The sequence below is a fragment of the uncultured Campylobacter sp. genome (assembly GCF_937981295.1).
In the GTDB taxonomy this organism is placed as follows: Bacteria; Campylobacterota; Campylobacteria; order Campylobacterales; family Campylobacteraceae; genus Campylobacter_B.
This window is the reverse complement of record NZ_CALJPC010000029.1, coordinates 1-18,603: the sequence shown is the minus strand read 5'-3', so window position 1 is coordinate 18,603 and position 18,603 is coordinate 1. Positions and strand designations below refer to the sequence as shown.

The 18,603-nt window shown below is 44.0% G+C and carries 10 protein-coding genes and 1 pseudogene; 6 read left to right on the top strand and 5 right to left on the bottom strand.

The genetic code is table 11. The annotated features are described in order from the left end of the window. From Q0135_RS02590 to Q0135_RS02580, 3 genes are all read left to right on the top strand, one after another. The coding region (locus Q0135_RS02590; RefSeq protein WP_297988007.1) for a hypothetical protein at nt 1-3,951 on the top strand (3,951 nt) is incomplete at its 5' end. A 236-nt stretch (nt 3,952-4,187) separates the two neighbouring features. Continuing rightward, nucleotides 4,188-5,228, top strand: coding sequence for a DNA cytosine methyltransferase (locus Q0135_RS02585; protein ID WP_297961804.1), 1,041 nt, complete (start codon nt 4,188-4,190; stop codon nt 5,226-5,228). Continuing rightward, entirely contained in the window at nt 5,221-7,254 is a 2,034-nt protein-coding gene (locus tag Q0135_RS02580; RefSeq protein ID WP_297921023.1) for an ATP-binding protein, read from the top strand. The genes Q0135_RS02585 and Q0135_RS02580 overlap by 8 nt, the downstream gene beginning before the upstream one ends. A 1,247-nt stretch (nt 7,255-8,501) precedes the next feature. On the opposite strand, the gene Q0135_RS02575 is transcribed toward Q0135_RS02580, so the two are convergent. The 3 genes from Q0135_RS02575 to bioB all read right to left on the bottom strand — a co-directional run bounded on the left by Q0135_RS02575 (nt 8,502) and on the right by bioB (nt 11,872). After that, nucleotides 8,502-10,058: a hypothetical protein gene (locus Q0135_RS02575; protein WP_297988005.1), complete on the bottom strand. Its 1,557-nt coding sequence runs from the start codon at nt 10,056-10,058 to the stop codon at nt 8,502-8,504. A gap of 357 nt (nt 10,059-10,415) precedes the next feature. Further along, complete coding sequence (locus tag Q0135_RS02570; RefSeq protein WP_297988003.1) at nt 10,416-10,841, bottom strand: hypothetical protein; 426 nt, start codon at nt 10,839-10,841, stop codon at nt 10,416-10,418. Between the two features lie 38 nt (nt 10,842-10,879). Next, the gene (gene bioB / locus Q0135_RS02565; RefSeq protein WP_297988001.1) at nt 10,880-11,872 is read right to left on the bottom strand and encodes a biotin synthase BioB; all 993 of its coding nucleotides are present in this window, start codon (nt 11,870-11,872) and stop codon (nt 10,880-10,882) included. Between the two features lie 235 nt (nt 11,873-12,107). On the opposite strand from bioB, the gene mnmG reads away from it, so the two are divergent. Next, complete coding sequence (gene mnmG / locus Q0135_RS02560) at nt 12,108-14,000, top strand: tRNA uridine-5-carboxymethylaminomethyl(34) synthesis enzyme MnmG (protein WP_297987999.1); 1,893 nt, start codon at nt 12,108-12,110, stop codon at nt 13,998-14,000. Nucleotides 14,001-14,554: 554 nt separating this feature from the next. Here mnmG and Q0135_RS02555 read toward each other — a convergent pair. Beyond that, entirely contained in the window at nt 14,555-15,082 is a 528-nt protein-coding gene (locus Q0135_RS02555) for a cytochrome c3 family protein (protein ID WP_297987997.1), read from the bottom strand. Then, nucleotides 15,079-15,327, bottom strand: a pseudogene (locus Q0135_RS02550) (FAD-binding protein); the annotation flags it as partial. The pseudogene Q0135_RS02550 and the gene Q0135_RS02555, both read right to left, overlap by 4 nt. Before the next feature lie 417 nt (nt 15,328-15,744). Between Q0135_RS02550 and Q0135_RS02545 the strand changes: the two are divergent. After that, the gene (locus Q0135_RS02545) at nt 15,745-17,679 is read left to right on the top strand and encodes a cache domain-containing protein (RefSeq protein ID WP_297987995.1); all 1,935 of its coding nucleotides are present in this window, start codon (nt 15,745-15,747) and stop codon (nt 17,677-17,679) included. Further along, nucleotides 17,676-18,371 carry a response regulator gene (locus Q0135_RS02540; protein WP_297987993.1) on the top strand — a complete coding sequence of 232 codons (696 nt, stop codon included), beginning with the start codon at nt 17,676-17,678 and terminating at the stop codon, nt 18,369-18,371. The genes Q0135_RS02545 and Q0135_RS02540 overlap by 4 nt, the downstream gene beginning before the upstream one ends. The last annotated feature ends 232 nt before the right edge of the window (nt 18,372-18,603 follow it).

The window sequence follows — 18,603 nt, the reverse complement described above, 5'->3', positions numbered from 1 at the left end:
GACATTATAACCTTTTACTCTGACAGAAACCTTAAAAAGCCCATGGAATTTGAAAACCCAAAGGTCAGATACGACGTCAATTTGCAAAATTGGCACGAGCACAGCGCGCCGTCCGGTGCGATGCTTGCAAAAGAGCTAGAGAAAAAATACCTGCTAAAAGACGGGCAGATCAACCGATCCGTCGTCGCCAAAGAGGCGGCTCCTTTCGTCAAAAAAGAATATACTTTTGAAAATTTTAAAGCCGATTTTCCGCAAGGTAAAGCTCAAACTCCAATAGGAGAGGTTAATATCGGCTCGTTTCAGTTTAAAAAACTGCAAATAAAAGGAAGGGAAAAGTATCTTGGGTTGATAAAGCCTACTCTAGAAAAACCCTCTTTTATAGTAGATTTCGAAGACACGACTTTCTTTTTCAAGGCTTTTAAGGATGAAAAAGGAGTTGTTAAATTTGCCTCAGTAACAAAAGAGCGCAACGGAGCTATAGATGTAACATCAAACTATCCTATGGCGGGACGTAAATTTGAATTATTAATAAGAGAAGGGAAAGTAAGATATACCGCCCAAAGCTCTGGTGATATAAAATCCTTAGAACACTCTTTGAGCGGTGAAGAGATTATATCACAAAATTCAAAAAATGGCAATAATTTAGGCTATTTCGATCCTCAAAGGGGCGCGATCGCCCTTAAAAATTTAAACGACAGATCCACGCTGATGCACGAGATCCAACACTGGGTGCAGAGCAAAGAGGGCTTTGCAACGGGCGGTGCTGGCGGCGATGCAAACTACGCGAAGCTGCACGGCGAAGCGGAGGCACGAAATGTGCAGACGCGCCTAGGCTTGGACGATGCCGCAAGAGTGCAGAAAGACCCGCTCAGCACCTTTGACGTTAGCCCGGACGATACGATCGTTTTGAGAGACGGCGGCGTGAACGCAAACGAGGAGCCGCTAAAATTCAGAGCAAGCGAGATCGAAAATATAGGGGGCGAGATCAAAAAGCGCCGCCCAAACATCGAGCAGGAGCTAGAGCAGAGCGTAGAGCAAATTTACAAGGACAGCTACAAAGATCACGACACCGCGGGCGAGGTGCTGGATGCCGTAAGGACGGGCAATTTCGACGCGCTCTCGCAAGGGGTGCAGACGAACCTCTCCGAAAGCCAACTCGCGCGGCTCAAAAAGGACATCGCAGGCGCCAAGCTAACCCACATCAGCCGCGACGGCTTCACATTCAAAAAGCGCGGCAAAAACGGCGACGAGCAGATGATATTCATCGATATGGACGAGGGCGGCAGGGCGCGCATCAATGCGTATTCTAAGGCTCATATCGACGAGAGCATTCGCGCAAACGAGACGATGTTCGATCGCCTTTTCGGCAGTGATGAGGCGCTGAAAAATTATAGCTTTGAGACCAAAGCGAAATTTTTGAATGAGAAAGACCCGATCAAGGCGGAGGAAATTTTAAAAAGAGCCGACAAGAGGGCTTTCAAAGCCAAAATCGCTCAAGAAAGCAAAGCAAAGCAGGAGAAATTACAAGCCGAATACGACCGCGCGGCGCGACAAGCCGATCCTTTCAACCCCGATATGCCTACGATGAACGATCTGCTAGGCAAAACGGATGCGCTTTTGGGTCCATACGGCGGCGCGGACGGCAAGTGGGCGCAGTTTGTCGATACCCTTTGGCGAAAAGGGATCAACAAGTATGAAAACGCGGTAGATCGCATCTTTGAGGGCGAAAATACCCCCGCTTTGGTGAAAAAGGGGATGAGCGTCCTTGATCTGCGAAACGCGGCAAAGCGGCAGATAGACGGCGCGATCGAGAGTTTTTTTCGCGAGAGCGCGGCGATTAATGCGCAGGCTCGCACTGCGGCGAGGTATCTTGATAAATTTGATGCCGCGCAGAGCGAGCAGCTGTTTAATGCCCTCGACGGCAAGATAGCTAAAGCTGATCTGCCACAGGAGCTGCAAGCAACCTATCAAAAATTGCGCGATACGATCGATAACAACGCAAACGAGCTCATCAAAGCGGGCGCCCTCAAGCAGGAGAACAAGCTAACCGACTACATCGGACACTACTACGACGAGTATATGCAAAACGAGCGCGGCAAAATAAGCAGGACGCTAGGCAAATTTTACGCTCGCAAAGACCTGAGCGAGGCGCAAAGAAGAGCTCTGGGGCTTCGCACGGACATCAGTTTCGTAGTCGCAAACACCCTCGCAAAGCAGCGCACCCAGCTTCTCAAAGCCCGCGCGCTTGAGGGTATCGCAAACCGCTTCGGGCTCGATGAGATCCCCGCCGGCGCAAGGCAGGGGCAATACGTGCGGATCAGCGACGAAACCGTCGGAGGCGGCATAAAGAAATTCGGCGCGCTTGGGGGCAAATACGTCCCAAAAGAGGTGGCGGAAGCTCTGAAAAGCACGCAGGCTCTGGGCGGACAGCTCGGCGCGCTTGAGAAATACTGGCAGCCTCTGATCGATCATATCAAGGTGAACGTGACGGTCAAAAACCCGTTTACGCACGTTTACAACGTCGCGAGCAACGCAGTGCTGGCGTTTTTGCACGGCGACGAAAAGGCTCTTGCGAGCTGGGCGCTTTTAGGACGGCAGCAGCGGCAGGAGTATTGGAAGCTCGCGCGCCGCTTGGGGCTGGATAGCGCTATGGACGATCTGGAGGGCGCGATCAAGGGGCTAAAGCCTAAAAACGACGCAGAGGCTTTCGGCATAGTCGGCAAGGCTATGGACTTTCTAAGCACCGCGGGCAAAAATATCTACATGAGCGAGGGCTCGGCGCTTGGTAGGGCGGCTAGAAAAGCCTACGCGTGGGAGGATGAAATTTTCAAGATCGCTCGGTTTAAGAAAAATCTCGACGCGATCGCCGCAAAGCGAGGATACGCCCCGGGCGATCTAGGCAAATTCAGCGAAAAGGAGCTTGCTGCGGCGATGAGCGACGCGCAGTATCACTACGTCGATTATAGCACCCATTTCAACAGCTTCTTGCGCAAGAGCGACAAGTGGGGATTGATGCCGTTTTTGCACTACTCCGTCAAATCGACGCCGATGGTGATCAAAGCGATCCTTAAAAACCCTCATCGTTTCGCGATGATGCAGGCCTCTTTTATCGCCGCGGATGCCGCGGGGTTGTCGCTAAGCTCGATCATCGCAGATACTGAAAAAGAAAACCTAACCAAGCCAAAATGGGCGCAAAGCTCGAAGTTCCCGAACGTTTTCGGACTCAAAGCGTGGGCGAGGATAGGGGATAGCGATACCTATTTCAACGCGGGACGAGCCGCGCCCGGCTTTCGTTTCGACGATGTTTTTGAGGGCGGCTGGGGCTTCGTGGGCGGTCTAGTCAATATCGCAAGCGGCAAATCGACGCTGGGCTACAACATCACATCCGAGGACGATCCAAAGGCCGTGAAAGTCGCCAAGAGCGTCAAAGAAGCTGCGAAAAACTATCTACCTACGCTTACGATCGGCAGATACGGGCAGCAGCTCGGCGAGCAGGCTCTTTCAGACATCACGGGCGACAAGGATTTCGCGCCGAAAGACTACAACAAGGACGAGCTGGGATACGCGGGCATCCTGAAGCGAGGCGTGGGCGCGCGCCGCTTCAATCAGCAAAAAGAGCTCAACGCCGAACTCGGCAAGCTACGCAAGCAGCGCGAGGAGCTCGAATACGTCAAAGTGCCCGATAGCAAAGACGCCGACAAGGTCGAAAAGGCGATCAAGCACAATGAAAAACTCGAAAAGATGAGCGCTTCGGAGAAAGCCGAAAAGCAGAAGCAGATCGATCGGAAGCTTGAAATTTTCAAAGAGGTGGCGGACGCTGAAGGCTTCGAGTTTGACGTGCAGAGCCTCAAGCGGTTACGCGACGAGAAAAAGCAGCGCAAATTTGCGCCTAAGAAATTCGATCCCGCGCTAATCTCCCGCCCGCAGATCGGGAAGTTTTCGCAGAAATAGCCCGCCGCAGCGAGTTTATAAAATTTAGGACGCGCCGCCATACAATTACCGCGCTCAAGGGGTCCTCTCTCCTCCTTGGGCGCTATAAAACGAAATCTAAAGATTGCTCCCTAAATGGCATGGAGGAGCAAATTCGTAAGGCGTGTTGTCTGGATGATTTTAGATACATTATGTTTAAATAATTATTTTAAAAGCTATTTCAAGTTATAATTAAACATTTAAACCGGTGGGTAAAAATGAAAATATCTGCAGTAGATCTATTTTGTGGTATAGGTGGATTAACCTATGGGCTCAGCCAGGCCGGCATTGAAGTTGTAGCTGGAATTGATTTTGACGAAAGCTGCAAATTTGCCTATGAACAAAATAATCATGGAAAATTTTTGCACAGAAGCATTTGTGAAGTGGGTGGCGAAGAAGTCAATAATTTATTTGGTGACGCAAATATCAAAATTTTAGTCGGTTGTGCTCCTTGCCAGCCTTTTTCAGCGCACCAGAAAAATAAAAAAGATCGATCGTTACATAAAGACTGGGGATTATTGTATGATTTTTTAAGACTTATTAAAGAAACTTCACCTCAAATAGTTTCAATGGAAAATGTTCCAGAGCTTAAAAAAGAAAAGGTTTTTGCTGATTTTGTAGACGATTTAAAAGCGCAAGGCTATAGCGTAAATTTTAAGATTCATGATGCTAGCGATTATGGCGTAGCACAAAGAAGAAAGAGGCTTTTACTTCTGGCATCTAAATTCGGGAATATTGATTTCTTAGAGTCCAAATTTAAAAAAGTAACCGTTAGGGATATGATATATAAAATTGATAAGATAGTTGCCGGAGCAGTTGATAATAAAAAAGATAGGCTACATATAAGCCCTACGCTAACAGATATAAATATTCAAAGAATCAAACAATCCAAACCTGGTGGATCATGGCATGACTGGGACGAGGCAATTCTACCTAATTGTTACAAAAAAGCAACTGGGCAAAGTTATAAGTCGGTATATGGTAGAATGAGCTGGGATGATGTTGCTCCCACCCTTACAACGCAGTTTATTAATTATGGTACAGGTAGATTTGGACATCCAGAGCAAGATAGGGCAATATCTTTACGAGAAGGAGCCTTATTGCAGTCGTTTCCAATGGGATATAAATTTATAGACAAAAATGAAAAAATATGCATGCGCAAAATTGCCAAACAAATAGGCAATGCCGTTCCGCCTAAGCTAGGAGAGCATATAGGTAAAAGCATCTTAAAACATTTAGAAGGATATATAAATGGCTAGTAACAATCAAATTAAATTTTCTATTGCTGGGCGAGTAGCTACCCATTTAGGAAGAAACTTGTATAGCAGTAATCCACCAGCTCTAGCCGAGTTAGTTGCAAATTCATATGATGCATATGCAACGAGAGTTGATATCAAACTAAGCAATAGAGAAATATATATTATTGATAATGGAAAAGGGATGTCTTTAGATGAGATAGAACATAAATATGCGATTATAGGTATAGAAAAACAAATAGAAGAATCGTTTAATAATCTAAGCGAAAGAGCTCCAATGGGGCAAAAAGGAATAGGAAAACTCGCTGCATTTAGTCTAGGTGGAAAATATAAAGTATACACAAAAACGTTATCCTCAAAACAATGGCTTACTTTTGAATTAGTATATGATGATTTTATAAAAGATGAAATAACCCACTCGGTAGATTATAATTTTGTTGATGATTTGCCCTGCGAGCTTAGGGATTACGCAAAATACAAATCAGGTTTTATAGTTAAGATTGATGATCTTATAAGAAATAGTAGAAATGCGTATGAAAATTTAAGTATACAGCTATCCAGAAGATTTTATATAGCTTCGCATATTGATAAATTTCAAGTGTTTTTAAATGGAGAGGAAGTTGACTTACTAACACACGAATACTATAAAAATATAGAATTCCTTGTTTATTTTGGATATAACGAAGAAGAAATCAACGATATGTTCCCAAATATAGATAAAACCAAAAAAGTAAAATATGATACGAATAGCAAAGATTTAAAAGACTATTTTGAGAAGAACAAAGGACTAAAAGGCTGGTTTGGCAGTGTTCTAACTCCCGGACAACTTCAAACAAAAGACTATAATTTCAATTCAACTGTCGTATATATAAACAAGAAAATAGCCGATGAAAATATTTTTAAAAATAGCGGTAGTGCAAGAATGGCAAATCAATACTTGGTTGGTGAAGTTCATGCGGATTTTTTGTTAGATATTTTGCAGGTTCCGATAACATCAAGCAGGGATGGACTAGATCAGTCAAATGAATATGTTGAAGAATTTATAGAGATACTAGGAAAAATAAGAAACAAATTTGCTGAACTTTGGACGAATTTTAGACAAAAAGAAGCCGTTTTAAAATTACCAGATTTTATAAGAGAAAACGAAAGCTATAAAAAATGGCTTGATGGGTTAAGTGACGATAAAAGAGAGATGAATGAAAAAATGCTTGCGTTGCTTATTAATAAGTCTTTTGCAGATCAAAGCGAGGGTATACAGAAGAATGAAATCCAAAATATCGTGTCTTCTATAGTTAGAACTGTGGATAATATAGAATTTTCAGAAATACAAAAAAGCCTATCCTCAATAGACATGATTGATAAAAATTATGTCAAACTTATAAATAAGCTTATGTCTAAAATAGGGCGCTCCGAAGAAATAAATATTTTTGAACTAGTCAAAGAGAGAATCGCTGCTATTAATGAATTAAAAAGAATGATGGAAGAAAACAATACATTAGAAAGTTTTTTTAATAACCATTTGCATAAACATCCTTGGCTTATAAACCCGCACTGGAATCAGGACTTAAATGCCAGTACAAGCTTTGAAATTACTAAAAATAGATATTTAAAGGCTATTGATAAGAACAATAAACTTAAGAAAAACTATATTGATCTATTAATAAAGGTCGCAGAAGAACCATATCCTATAATAGTAGAACTAAAAAAGAATACACCAACAGGACACGCCAATGTTACTACTGGAGTAATGATAGATCAAATACGAAAATATAAAGATGCTGTAATGCAAAGCGATAGCAGCTTAAAAATGATAGACTCCAGAGATATAAAAGTATACTTTATTATTTCAGAAGACGCTGGTGTTAATGGTGCTAATACCATTGAATTCAGAAAAGACGACATGGAGGTGTTTAAAAGTTATAATATAGAGGTTATAAAATATAATATGCTTATAGAAAGGGCTTATAGGTCTTATGCGGACTTTATTAATATAATTAATAAAGAAAAAAATATCCCTAATTTTACATAGCTATAAATTCAGGCAAGATAGTGATGAATACTATAACTCCATTTTTTTAAAAAAACTCAAGCGTGCGAGCTTTGTGAACCTTAATAGAGAATTATCTTCGCTGACAAGATCAAAGAGCTCATCAAAGATGAAATAGCCGCGGAGCTTTAGGCTTACCGCGCCGCTACGGCTCATCGTCGTAGCACCCGGACGCGAATGGCGCACCAATCGCCGCACACATTCGTAACGATCCCGCTGCCGAAAAAATAGTGAAATCTAACAAACTTAATCCATGCAAAACCGCGCGCGCCCGCGCAACATCGCCACACGGACGGGGCAAGCGGTTTTTGCGACCCTCGCAACCGCGACGCGCGCAAGCGACCTGCATAGACTTAAGGCATCTAGGCGCCCCGTGCTGTGCTTGCTAGCGATATTATATAGCGCTTAGCGCGCCGCTTTGATCGAGCCGAAGCCCTCTAACGTCCACAAGTGCGCCCGCGCCGGGTAAGCGCCAACGCCGTTTGCTTACGCATGCACGTTGGCACGAGAACCAGCGCGCGAAGCTTCGCAGAGCAGATAGTAGGAAATACCGACGGGGCTGGGGCGGACGACGGGTTTTTCAGGGGTGCACCGCTCCGTTTTCGGGACAGATCGCGGATTTTTGGCGCTGAAGTCTGGGAGGATTGAGGCAAACTCGGCTTAAGGTTCGGGGCAGAGGTTGGGGTCAAATTTCGTGAAAACACGCATTTTTGAAAAGAATTATTTTCAATAGTTAATTTTATAAAACGCCCTAAAATAGGCATTTGAAAGAGCCGTGAAAATTAAGTTTAAGTTTCAAGAGATAAAAACGACGCGAATTTGTCCGTTTTCGCTTAAGGAAACTATGAAAATTTAGACGCAAGCGGTTTAAGTTTCGCGCGCAATTTCGGCTCGGTCTTGATAACTATTTGCTTAAATCCTATGCGCCCGCCTTGTGATTATATCATAAACTATTGCAGGCGCGCTGCTGTAGGGCTTTGATAGCGCTCGCCTGCTCTCTTGACGGGGGGCTATGACCCCACTCGGAATTTTCCGCCCAATACTGACGGTGTAGAGAAAAATTTCAAAATTTAGACTTTTTGTCCCGCGAAAGATACGAGCACATTTTATTATCTGCTTAAAATTTAAGCCCGCATTTTTTGTCCCACGATCTGCAAAACGAGCGTAAGCATTAGGGCTTTGCGCCTGCGGGAGCGGTGGCCGCCTGCATTTGTCCTGCCGGCGCGAATTCACGCCCATGCCTCGGCGCCTTCATAGTCCTCGTCCTCGTATTCCGGCTCGTCAAATTCTCGCCCCACGATATATTGTTGTAAATACGCGAGCGCATCCATCAGATCATCCTCTTTGCTCTCGACTTCGCTATCGAAGCTGAGGAGTTGCGCCTCTAGCTCAGTGCTTGAGTCTATGCTTGCGTTGTGATAAATTTGCCCCGTGCGATAATATGGCTCTAGGTTTGATATGCGGGTATTTTTTGCCTTTCCGCCGTGGCTAAGTTGATCGATAGGGAGATGCACCCCGGTCATTTTTTGTATGATATCGATCGTATAGAAAAAATCGTTTTGCATCCCGGCTTTTTCAATTCCTATCCTGGTGCAGCCGAATATCTGAAAAATCCGTATGATCTCGACGCTCTTTTCAAACGGCGTCCAGTGCCCGGCGCTGATGTCTATTATGAATATGCGATTTCTGTTGTCGATAGCCGAGGTTATCATCGCTGTTTGGTCGCGGCCGTTTGCACTTGCCAGGTCGATTGTTGTAAAAATTTGACATTTTGCAAGCTCTATTTTTTCGCCGTTTAGCGCTAAATTTAGAGCTTTTCTTATTTGTAGAGTTCTTATATTGACTCCGTCCGTAACGCTTAGTGTTTCGGGTTGTGTGTCAATGTCGTATTCTACGCGCTCGAAGTAGCGGAAATACTCGCGTTTGAAAATCGCTCTTTGCGGATCGATCGCCGCGCACATATACTCTTGATAAAATTCATTTGCAAGCCCCTTTGAGACGAGCTGATTTTGTATTGCTTTTATGCGAGATAAAGGAAAACGAGACGGCCATACGCTCGCGCCGTTTTCTATGATGGGAATTTTTATATATCGCCATCCCTGCTTATTGGTTTCTTCTACATTCTCATTGTTCACGATATTGTTTAGGATACTGTCCTCGTGCAAAATTGTGCCTAACACTACCACTTTGCCGCGAGCGGGGTGCACGGCGGGCAATAGATCCGCATAAAACCAACCTCTAAGCTTTTGGCGACTCGCCTTGTTCCCAACCGGGAATTGCCCGTCTTTGCTCTCCAAATCATCGATGATGATAAGAGTTGGGCGCATGTTGTCGATGTTGGCGCCGCGCGGATCTTGCCCGGAGCTGAGCGATACTACGTGACAGGTCCGCTCGATATCTTTTCCGTTCCCGTCTTTTTTGCCGCGATTAACGACGACCTCTATGCGGTCTTTGTTCCAAACTTTACCGCGCTCTATCGCGTAGCCTCTGGCGGCCGCTTTATCGATTGAATTTTTTATTGCTTCGACGAATAGCTTTGCTTTCGTATCGTTTGCGGAAGCTATCATAATGAAAGGCTCTGCATAAAAATACAGCCTGCTAACGACATAAATTTTGTTAAGCAGTGTAGTTTTTGCACTACCGCGAAATATGACTACGGCTTTGTATTGATCTTCGCCATCGATAAATTTCAGGACATCCAGGTGAAATTTAGGCGTTTTGTTCTCAAAGATTTCCGGTTCTATATCTTTTGCAAATTTTAAGTAAAGCTTTGGAGGAATTTTCACTAGCTACCCTTTCTTTTGATTTTGTGCATCTTTGGTATAATTGGTTTTTTCATAAAATTTATAAATCCCGTTAGATGCTTACTAAAATTTTTGTATAAAAAAGTGTATAACTAAAATTTACATATTACCTATTTTAGGCGATATATACACTAAAGCCAAACCCCCTGTGGGTCACCATTTCATCACTTAAAATCAATTAAAATTTTCTAGCATTCAGCTGTCTGCCCTTGAAATTAAGACCTCATTTGATTTTGTAGTATGTTGATTAAAATTTCATCATATTTTTTTATCTAGGCTAATTGCTCTAGAATTAAAGTCGCGCGAATTAAAATTTAGATCAAATTGTAAAATTCACGGCTAAATCCCGCCGTTACTTATATTTTCTAGATTGCGCAGCCTGTTCCAGTTCTGCTCGTTTTGTAAATTTCTCATATTTTGTCGCTGCTGCATCTGCTCCAGTTGCTGCTGCGATTGCTGTTGCATTAGGCTTTGTCGCGCGGCAATATATTGCTCTTGCGCTATTTGCTGAGCTTGCGCGCTATTCTCCTTGAATGAATTAAACGCGTCTTGCGACGCCGCTTGCTCTTGCGCCTTTCGCGCGACTTCGGCGTCAATCTTTTGCCGCTTCGCGCAGCGGTTTGGCTGCTCCTTATTTAGCGGGTTTGCGACATCGCATCTGCTTGCGTCCGCCAAGAATGGAGCTTCCTCGTCGCCCTGCGGGAGCAGCGAGCAACCTCCAAGCAAGACGACCAAAATAAGGGCAAGGAAAAATTTTAACTTCATAGCGCCTCTTAAATTTTATCTTTAATTCCAGACCGGCGCTAATCCGCGCCCTTTGCGAGGTCGAATCCGCACTGCGCTACAAGCGCCTTATCGCTTGCGATGCTATCGCCGGTGGTGGTTAGGAAATTGCCCGTAAGCGCCGAGTTGATGCCGCATCCAAGCGCCGTGCGCACGTGCTCGCCCAAATTTCGCCTGCCGCCTGCGAAGCGCAGATACGCGCGCGGCAAGATAAAGCGGTAGATCGCGATCGATTTTAAAATTTCATCGTGCGCTAGCGGCGCGGCGTCTTGCAGCGGAGTGCCTTTAATCGGGGTCAGGATATTGATCGGCACGGAGCTAACGCCCAGCTCTCGCAGTTGCAGCGCCATATCGATGCGATCCTCCATGCCCTCGCCCAGCCCGAAAATCCCGCCGCTACATACGTCAAGCCCCACGGCGCGGCAGTTTTGTATCGTTTGGATGCGGTCGTCGTAGCTGTGCGTCGTGCAGATCTGCGGATAAAATTTGCGCGAAGTCTCGAGATTGTGATGATAGGTCTGCACGCCGCTCGCTTTAAGTAGCGCCAGCGCGGGCTTTGAGGCGATCCCCAGCGAGGCGCACAGATGCAGCCGCGTCTGGCTTCGCAGCCGCTCATAGATCGCGCAGTATGCTCTCAGATCGGAGCTTTTTTGAGAAATTCCGCGCCCGCTGGCGACGAGCGAGAAGCGGTGCGTCTGCTCGGCTTCGTTCGCAAGCGCGGCGCTTAGCACCTGCCGCTCGCTCAAAATTCCGTAAGTCTCGCAGCCCGTGTTAAAATGCGCCGACTGCGCGCAGTATTTGCAGTCCTCGCTACAGCGCCCCGATTTTACGTTTATGATCGTGCAGAGATTAAATTTATCGCCGCAAAACTCGCGCCTGATTTCATCCGCCGCCGCAAAAAGCGCGCCTAAATCCTCGCATCGCGCCAGCTCTAGCGCCTGCTGCTTTGCAATCTCGTAGCCGCCTATCACGCGATCTTTCAACGCGCAAACATAAGCTTTATCTATCAGCATTCATCCTTTTTGATAAAAATGCGTAATTATACAACGCTAAATTTAAAGCAAAGCTCGCGCGTGAAATTTTGGCGCAGGAATTTTGCGCTAAAAATTTACGCGGAATTTTACGCCCTTGCTCGCCGATTTTGTGCCTCGATTTTTGCGGACGGCTCGTCTGCGACATCTGCGCGCGATTTATCGTTTTGAAATTTTATTTTGGCTAAAATTGCGGCTTTAAATTTAAAGGCAAAAAATGAAATACGACGTTATCGTTGTGGGCGGCGGGCACGCGGGTATCGAGGCAAGCTTAGCCGCCGCAAAAATGGGCGCAAAGACGCTGCTAATTACGATCTTAGCCGAGCAGATCGGCGCTGCGAGCTGTAATCCCGCAATAGGCGGCCTTGCGAAGGGACATCTGGTAAAGGAGATCGACGCGCTGGGCGGTCAGATGGGGCTTGCGGCGGATGCGTGCGGGCTGCAGTTTAGAATTTTAAACGAGAGCAAGGGCCCCGCCGTGCGCGGCTCGCGCGCTCAGATTGATATGGATGAATACCGCATCTACATGCGAAATTTGCTACTAAACACGCAGGGGCTGGATGTAAGCCAAGAGATCGCGAGCGAAATTTTAACCTGCGAGCAGGATGGCGTTCCGCGCGTTTGCGGCGTTAAGACCCATCTTGGCAACATTTATGAGACCGAGCATCTGATAATCACCGCCGGCACCTTTTTAAACGGGCTAATTCACGTAGGCGAGAACAAGCTGCAAGCGGGGCGCGTGGGCGAGCTAGCGAGCGTCGAGCTAGCCGAATCGCTGCGAAGTCTAGGGCTGCAAATGGGGCGGCTAAAGACGGGCACCTGCCCAAGGATCGATGCTAAGACGATCGATTTTAGCGTGCTTGAGCGCCAAGACGGCGACGCGGATCCGCGCGCTTTCAGCTTTCGTAGCAAAAATTTTGCGCCGAAGCAGCTTGCTTGCTTCATCGCTTATACGAACGAATGCACGCACGAGATCATCCGCGAAAATTTCGCCCGCGCGCCGATGTTTACGGGGCAAATTTCAAGCACCGGCCCGCGCTACTGCCCTAGCATCGAGACTAAAATTTATGAGTTTCCAAATCGAGACCGCCACCACGTCTTCGTCGAGCCGCAGACGCGCGAGGCTACGGAGTATTACGTAAACGGGCTTTCTACGAGCCTTCCTTACGACGTGCAGGTTGCGTTTTTGCACACGATCAGAGGCTTTGAAAATGCAAAAATCGTCCGCCCTGGCTATGCGATCGAGTACGATTTTATCGATCCTACCGAGCTTAAACACAGCCTCGAGACCAAAAAGATCCGCGGGCTGTTTTTAGCAGGCCAGATCAACGGCACCACCGGCTACGAGGAGGCCGCGGCGCAGGGGCTGATGGCGGGCATCAACGCCGTGCTTGATTTGCGCGGGCGGCAGCCTCTGATCTTGCGCAGGGATGAGGCGTATATCGGCGTTTTGATCGATGATCTGGTTACCAAAGGCACGAACGAGCCCTACCGAATGTTTACTTCGCGCGCGGAATTTCGTCTGCTGCTGCGCGAGGGCAACGCCGTGCTGCGCCTAAGCGAATACGGCCGCGAGATCGGGCTTTTAGACGAGGCAAGCTACGAGCGGGCGCGCAAGTTTAAGCTAGACGTAGAGAGTGGAATGGAATTTTTGCTAAAAAAGCAGATTACCCCTTCGAAACAGACGCTTAGCCTGCTGCAAAGTATCGGCGCAGAGCCAATTTCGCAAAGCTGTAGCTTGCAAAAAATCGCCTCTCAAAGCGGCTTTTCAAAGGCGGGTCTGCTTGCTCTGGCGCCGCATTTTGAGGGCTTTAGCGATGAGGTTTTGGATGAAATTTTAACGCAGTGCAAGTATCATTTCTACATCGCGATGCAGCGCGCCGAGGTCGAGAGGATGAAGGGGTTGCTTGGCGTCGCGATCCCGCCGCAGATCGATTTTAGCAAGATCGGAGGGCTTAGCAACGAGATCGTGCAGAAGCTAAACCGCTTTGCGCCGCCGACGCTTTTTGCCGCGAGCGAGATCAGCGGCGTAACGCCCGCCGCGATCGATATTTTGCACATTTACATAAAACAAAATTTCGGCGATAAGCTTGGGATAAAGCGAGAATAGCATGCTAAAGCATAAAAGGCTCAATAAAGTAATTTTAAAATTTATAGTGAAAAATCTGGACGATATTTTAAAATATGTTTCAGTTTGAACTAAAACTATGTTTTGATAATTATGCCAATAGTAAATTTAGATTCATTGTCATGAATTGCTCAAAAAATACTTTTTTTACATACAGTATGTCGCCGAAATTCTTTTTTATTCACTTCCCGGTTCAAAATTATTTCTCGAACAGCATAAATTAAAGGACGCGGTCGACAACAACATTCAAGAGTTAGGTTTTAGTATTGACACCTCAGGAATAAACAACATATTCATATTAAAAGACGTTATACAAGAAGAAGAAGAAATACCTACTATTTTTGGAGAAATAGTCGAACGATATATAGATGGCATTAAATATATAAATTGTTTTAAATTTGAGCTACTAAACTACATATATAAAAGAGATCCATTGCATTTTGCTAAAATTAATAAGGGAAAATCCGCTTAACTTATCTTGAGCCGTTTATATTTACAGAGGAGATAAATCCGCCCCGAGCGAGGCGGATTAAAGATTATTTTTCGCTAGGCGGATACATCTTCCAGCTACTATCTACCTTCCAGTCTATCGGGTGACAAGACATACAAGTATTTAGCTTTTGCGGATGATGCACGGCGTGGCATGACTGACACTGTAGCATCTCATTGGCTTTATTGTGAGTGCCTTCTTGCGGGTTAGATAGGCCATAGTGCGCGGTCTTTTTTCTTATGTCGGCTATCTTATGACAGCTAGTGCACTGCTCGTTTTTAAAGCCCCTTTGTTTCGCCGGCATCTCAAAGTCGCCTGTTACATACATCCTGACCTCGTTTAGCTGCTCGCCTATGGTTGGCGTGTGGCAGTCGTGACATGTTACATTTGCGTCGTTATGCTTTTTAGCTAGCATATCTCCTTTTGTAAAAGAATCGTACTCTGGCTGCATGTTGTGACACATGATACAAAATTCAGCCTTGTGGCTAGCGGCCTCTATCTGATGAAACGCTATAAAACCGACGATAGCGGCTACTATTAGTCCTATTATCGTATATTTTCTTTTCTTGCTCATGCTTGTACTCCTTTTGCGTTTGCCACAGCCTGATAGCCTGCTAAGCGTCCGTAGCATAGGCATGTTCCGTGGCTAGTGCCGGCTAAAACTACCGGATAGTCGCCCAAAAAACGTCCGCCCATAACGTTACCGCAGGCATAAAGTCCCGAAATTTCGTTATAGTCGGTATCTAGCACGTTTGCAGTGCTTGGCTCTACGGTGAAGCCGCCCATGACGACTAAGCTAGCACCTACGCCCATCTTGCCAGCGTAAAGCCTATATTTATCGGTATTTCAACCGCATCTTTTACAGTTTTTGTTTTTTTGAATTGTTTATCAAACAAAGAAATGTTTTTGGTAAAAGCGGTGCAGTTTTCAAGAAATATTTTGCTTTATAAAAAAAGATTCCATGAAATTACTTTGGACTCATATCTAAAAATCTAGTTTATCTTGGTTTGGATTGGAAAATGGCATTAATGCAATTTTGATATTTGATTTAACTAGTCTGATGTTTTGCTTAGACATTAAATTCAAAATAAGTATCTCAGTAATATTATGCGGTATAGTATAGGTTGAATTTAGCAAATTTTTGGTCGCCATTGCACACTTTTATCTTAAAAATTCTATAATATCGAAATGAAATTCAAGCAAAATTATTTTTACATTTTATTAGTCGCCGTTGCTGTGGGATATTTTTATCTAGTTTTTACAAACTATGATGAAAACAAACAACAAACATACGACTCTGCCGTCTCAAGCCAGATAAAAACGGTACAAAAATACAAGGCAATCATAAATGAGCGTATCGAGCAGCAAAAGCGACTGCTTGAGGAGACAGCAAAATTTGTTGCGACAAAAGATTATACACAAGATTATACTACGATAAAAGGCGTGCTTAGCATTGTTGCTAGAACGGGTAGCTTTTTAGCAGTCTATGCCGGATATCCGGATAGCTACAGATTTGTCGCAAGTAACGAAATCGAGCCGCAATATAATTTCTCAGACCGCCCTTGGTTTGTGGCTGCAAAAGAGAGTATGACAACAAGCTTTACCGAGCCATATATAGACCATCAGCTTGGTATCTACGTCATCTCTGTCTCAACGCCACTTTTAAAAAATGGTAAATTTATAGGTGTTTTGACGGCTGACCTTGACTTTGAAATTTTTCAAAAAGAGCTTGCCACACTCTTTCCGCTTGCAAATGGCTCAGCGTTTTTAATGGTAGATGGCAAAAATATCCTCGATCAAACAGAGCAAATTTTAGACTTTTCAGGCACTCAAACCAAAGAGATATTGCAAAAAATTTCAGTTAAAAAACAAGGAAATGAGCAAATTCTTATCAAAAATAAGCCTTATATTTTTGTATATGATACGCTCGAAAATAGCAAATGGATGCTAGTTAGCGTGCTTGATGAGGGTATGATTTACAGGCAAATCGACAAAAAAGTGCTAAAAGATCTTGGTATTTTTTTGGCATTGGCATTTTTTGGTGTTTGCGCCTTTGCTGCTCTTTATGTGGCGCAGCGAAAATTTTATAAAAACAAGCATCTTTTAAATCTTTTTGCCAAAAACCCAATAGGTGGGCTTGTCATCGCAGATAAAGCTGGCAATATCGCCTTTATCAACAAAGAATTTGAGAAAATTTTTGGCCTAAAATTTAAGGCAAATATCGGTAAAAATTTAAAAGAACTCTATAGTATTTTTTGCTCGAATAAAACCACACAGAGTATATTTACCCAAATCAGCAGCAACCCAACCAAGAGCTTTAGCTTGACTTCAAAAAAGGGTGAGCTGTTTTATAAAACAGAGTTTTTGCCGCTGCTCGATAAACAAGGCTTGTTTGAGGGCGTTTTTATCATGTCGCATGATATTACGCATGAGGTAAACTTGGAGCAAAACAAGCAAAAACAGGAACAAATTTTACTGCAAAATTCCAAAATGGCAGCACTTGGCGAGATGATAAGCGTGATCTCACATCAATACAAGCAGCCTCTAAATACGCTTTTGCTTCTTGCAAGCGATACGTATGAGCTGTTAAGCGGCAAAAATGGCGATAAAATGGCACTAAAAAATATTGAAAATATACGTATGAACGTTGAGCTTATGAATGAGACTATCGATGTTTTTAGGGATTTTTACAAAGAGGATTTTTGTGAGAAAGAATTTGACCTAATCAACGTGCTAGATGATGTTTTATACATTTGCCGACCGCAACTTCAAGTAAAAAATATCGAGTTACGTTTTACATACGAGGAAGGCTCTTATAAGATCAAAAGCTATGCAAACTACATAAAACATGTGCTTATGAACCTTATCACAAATGCAAAAGATGAGCTGGCAAAAAAGGCAAAAAATAGAGAAAATTTCTCCCCTTATGTGGCTATAAATTTGAGCCAAGATGAGAGCAAATTTATTATTACTATCGAAGATAATGCAAATGGTGTAGATAGTGAGCTTTTAGATAAAATTTTCGAGCCGTTTTTTACCACAAAAGGCGACGACGGCACCGGCATGGGACTTTATCTTTGTAAGCTTATTTTTGAGAAAAAACTACGTGGTGACATAAGGCTTGCAAATGCTAAAAATCCGACAAAATTTGAAATAGAGCTATTAAAATGAATGAAATTTTTAAAGAGTTAGCACACTTAAATGTGCTTTTGGTTGAGGACGACACACAGTTGCAAGGAGTTTTGGCTGGACTTCTTGCGCCATATGTAAGCCAAATCTATAAGGCACAAAACGGGCAAGAAGGCTTAGAGTGCTTTAGCAAAAACGACATTGATATTATCATCACTGATATAAATATGACCCATATGAGCGGAACATCGATGGCAAAACGGGTTAGAGAGCTTGATGCACGCATGCCTATCATTTTTATTACAGCCTATGATACCGATGAAAATTTACAAAACTCGATAAGCATACAAAATTCAAATCTGCTTAAAAAGCCATTTGATAAACAGCAGCTTTTAATCATGATATTAATGGCCACAAAAAACGGCGTAAAGACTATTAAACGTTTAAATCTAGGTCGTGGATTTAGCTATGATATGCAAGATAGATTGCTTTATAGCGAGAGTGGAAATATTGCTTTGACTAGAACTGAGCAGCGACTTTTGCATATCCTAGCGATAAATAAAGAGCGAGTCGTATCATTTGAGATGATAGAAAATTTCACGTGGAGTGGCAAAGTAGCGTCATTTGATACTATGCGAAACTACATAAATAAACTGCGTAATAAAACCTATGCGCAGCTTATCAAAAACGTTCAAGGACTTGGTTACAAGCTCTCGATCGATGATGAGGCTTGATAGTAAATTTAAGTCTAAAAGCAATTCCGTGATTTGATTTAAAAATTGCTGAAAAATTTCGACCTAAGCCTGGGGATATAGTCCATCAAAGGCCGAAATTTTCTAGTTTATAGAAATAAAGCACAAATAAAGTTATTCTATTGGGGCTTTGCTTTGTAAAAATCTAGTCAAAGTTTGCGTTTCTGTCTCATCAAGTCCAGCATTGCCAATCATAGTTTTTATAACACTTGGC

What these genes read in the sequence shown, in the direction of transcription:
- Q0135_RS02540 (WP_297987993.1), top strand. Translation starts at nt 17,676, where the DNA reads ATGAATGAAATTTTTAAAGAGTTAGCACACTTAAATGTGCTTTTGGTT.
- Q0135_RS02580 (WP_297921023.1), top strand. Translation starts at nt 5,221, where the DNA reads ATGGCTAGTAACAATCAAATTAAATTTTCTATTGCTGGGCGAGTAGCT.
- Q0135_RS02555 (WP_297987997.1), bottom strand. Translation starts at nt 15,082, where the DNA reads ATGAGCAAGAAAAGAAAATATACGATAATAGGACTAATAGTAGCCGCT.
- Q0135_RS02570 (WP_297988003.1), bottom strand. Translation starts at nt 10,841, where the DNA reads ATGAAGTTAAAATTTTTCCTTGCCCTTATTTTGGTCGTCTTGCTTGGA.
- Q0135_RS02585 (WP_297961804.1), top strand. Translation starts at nt 4,188, where the DNA reads ATGAAAATATCTGCAGTAGATCTATTTTGTGGTATAGGTGGATTAACC.
- mnmG (WP_297987999.1), top strand. Translation starts at nt 12,108, where the DNA reads ATGAAATACGACGTTATCGTTGTGGGCGGCGGGCACGCGGGTATCGAG.
- bioB (WP_297988001.1), bottom strand. Translation starts at nt 11,872, where the DNA reads ATGCTGATAGATAAAGCTTATGTTTGCGCGTTGAAAGATCGCGTGATA.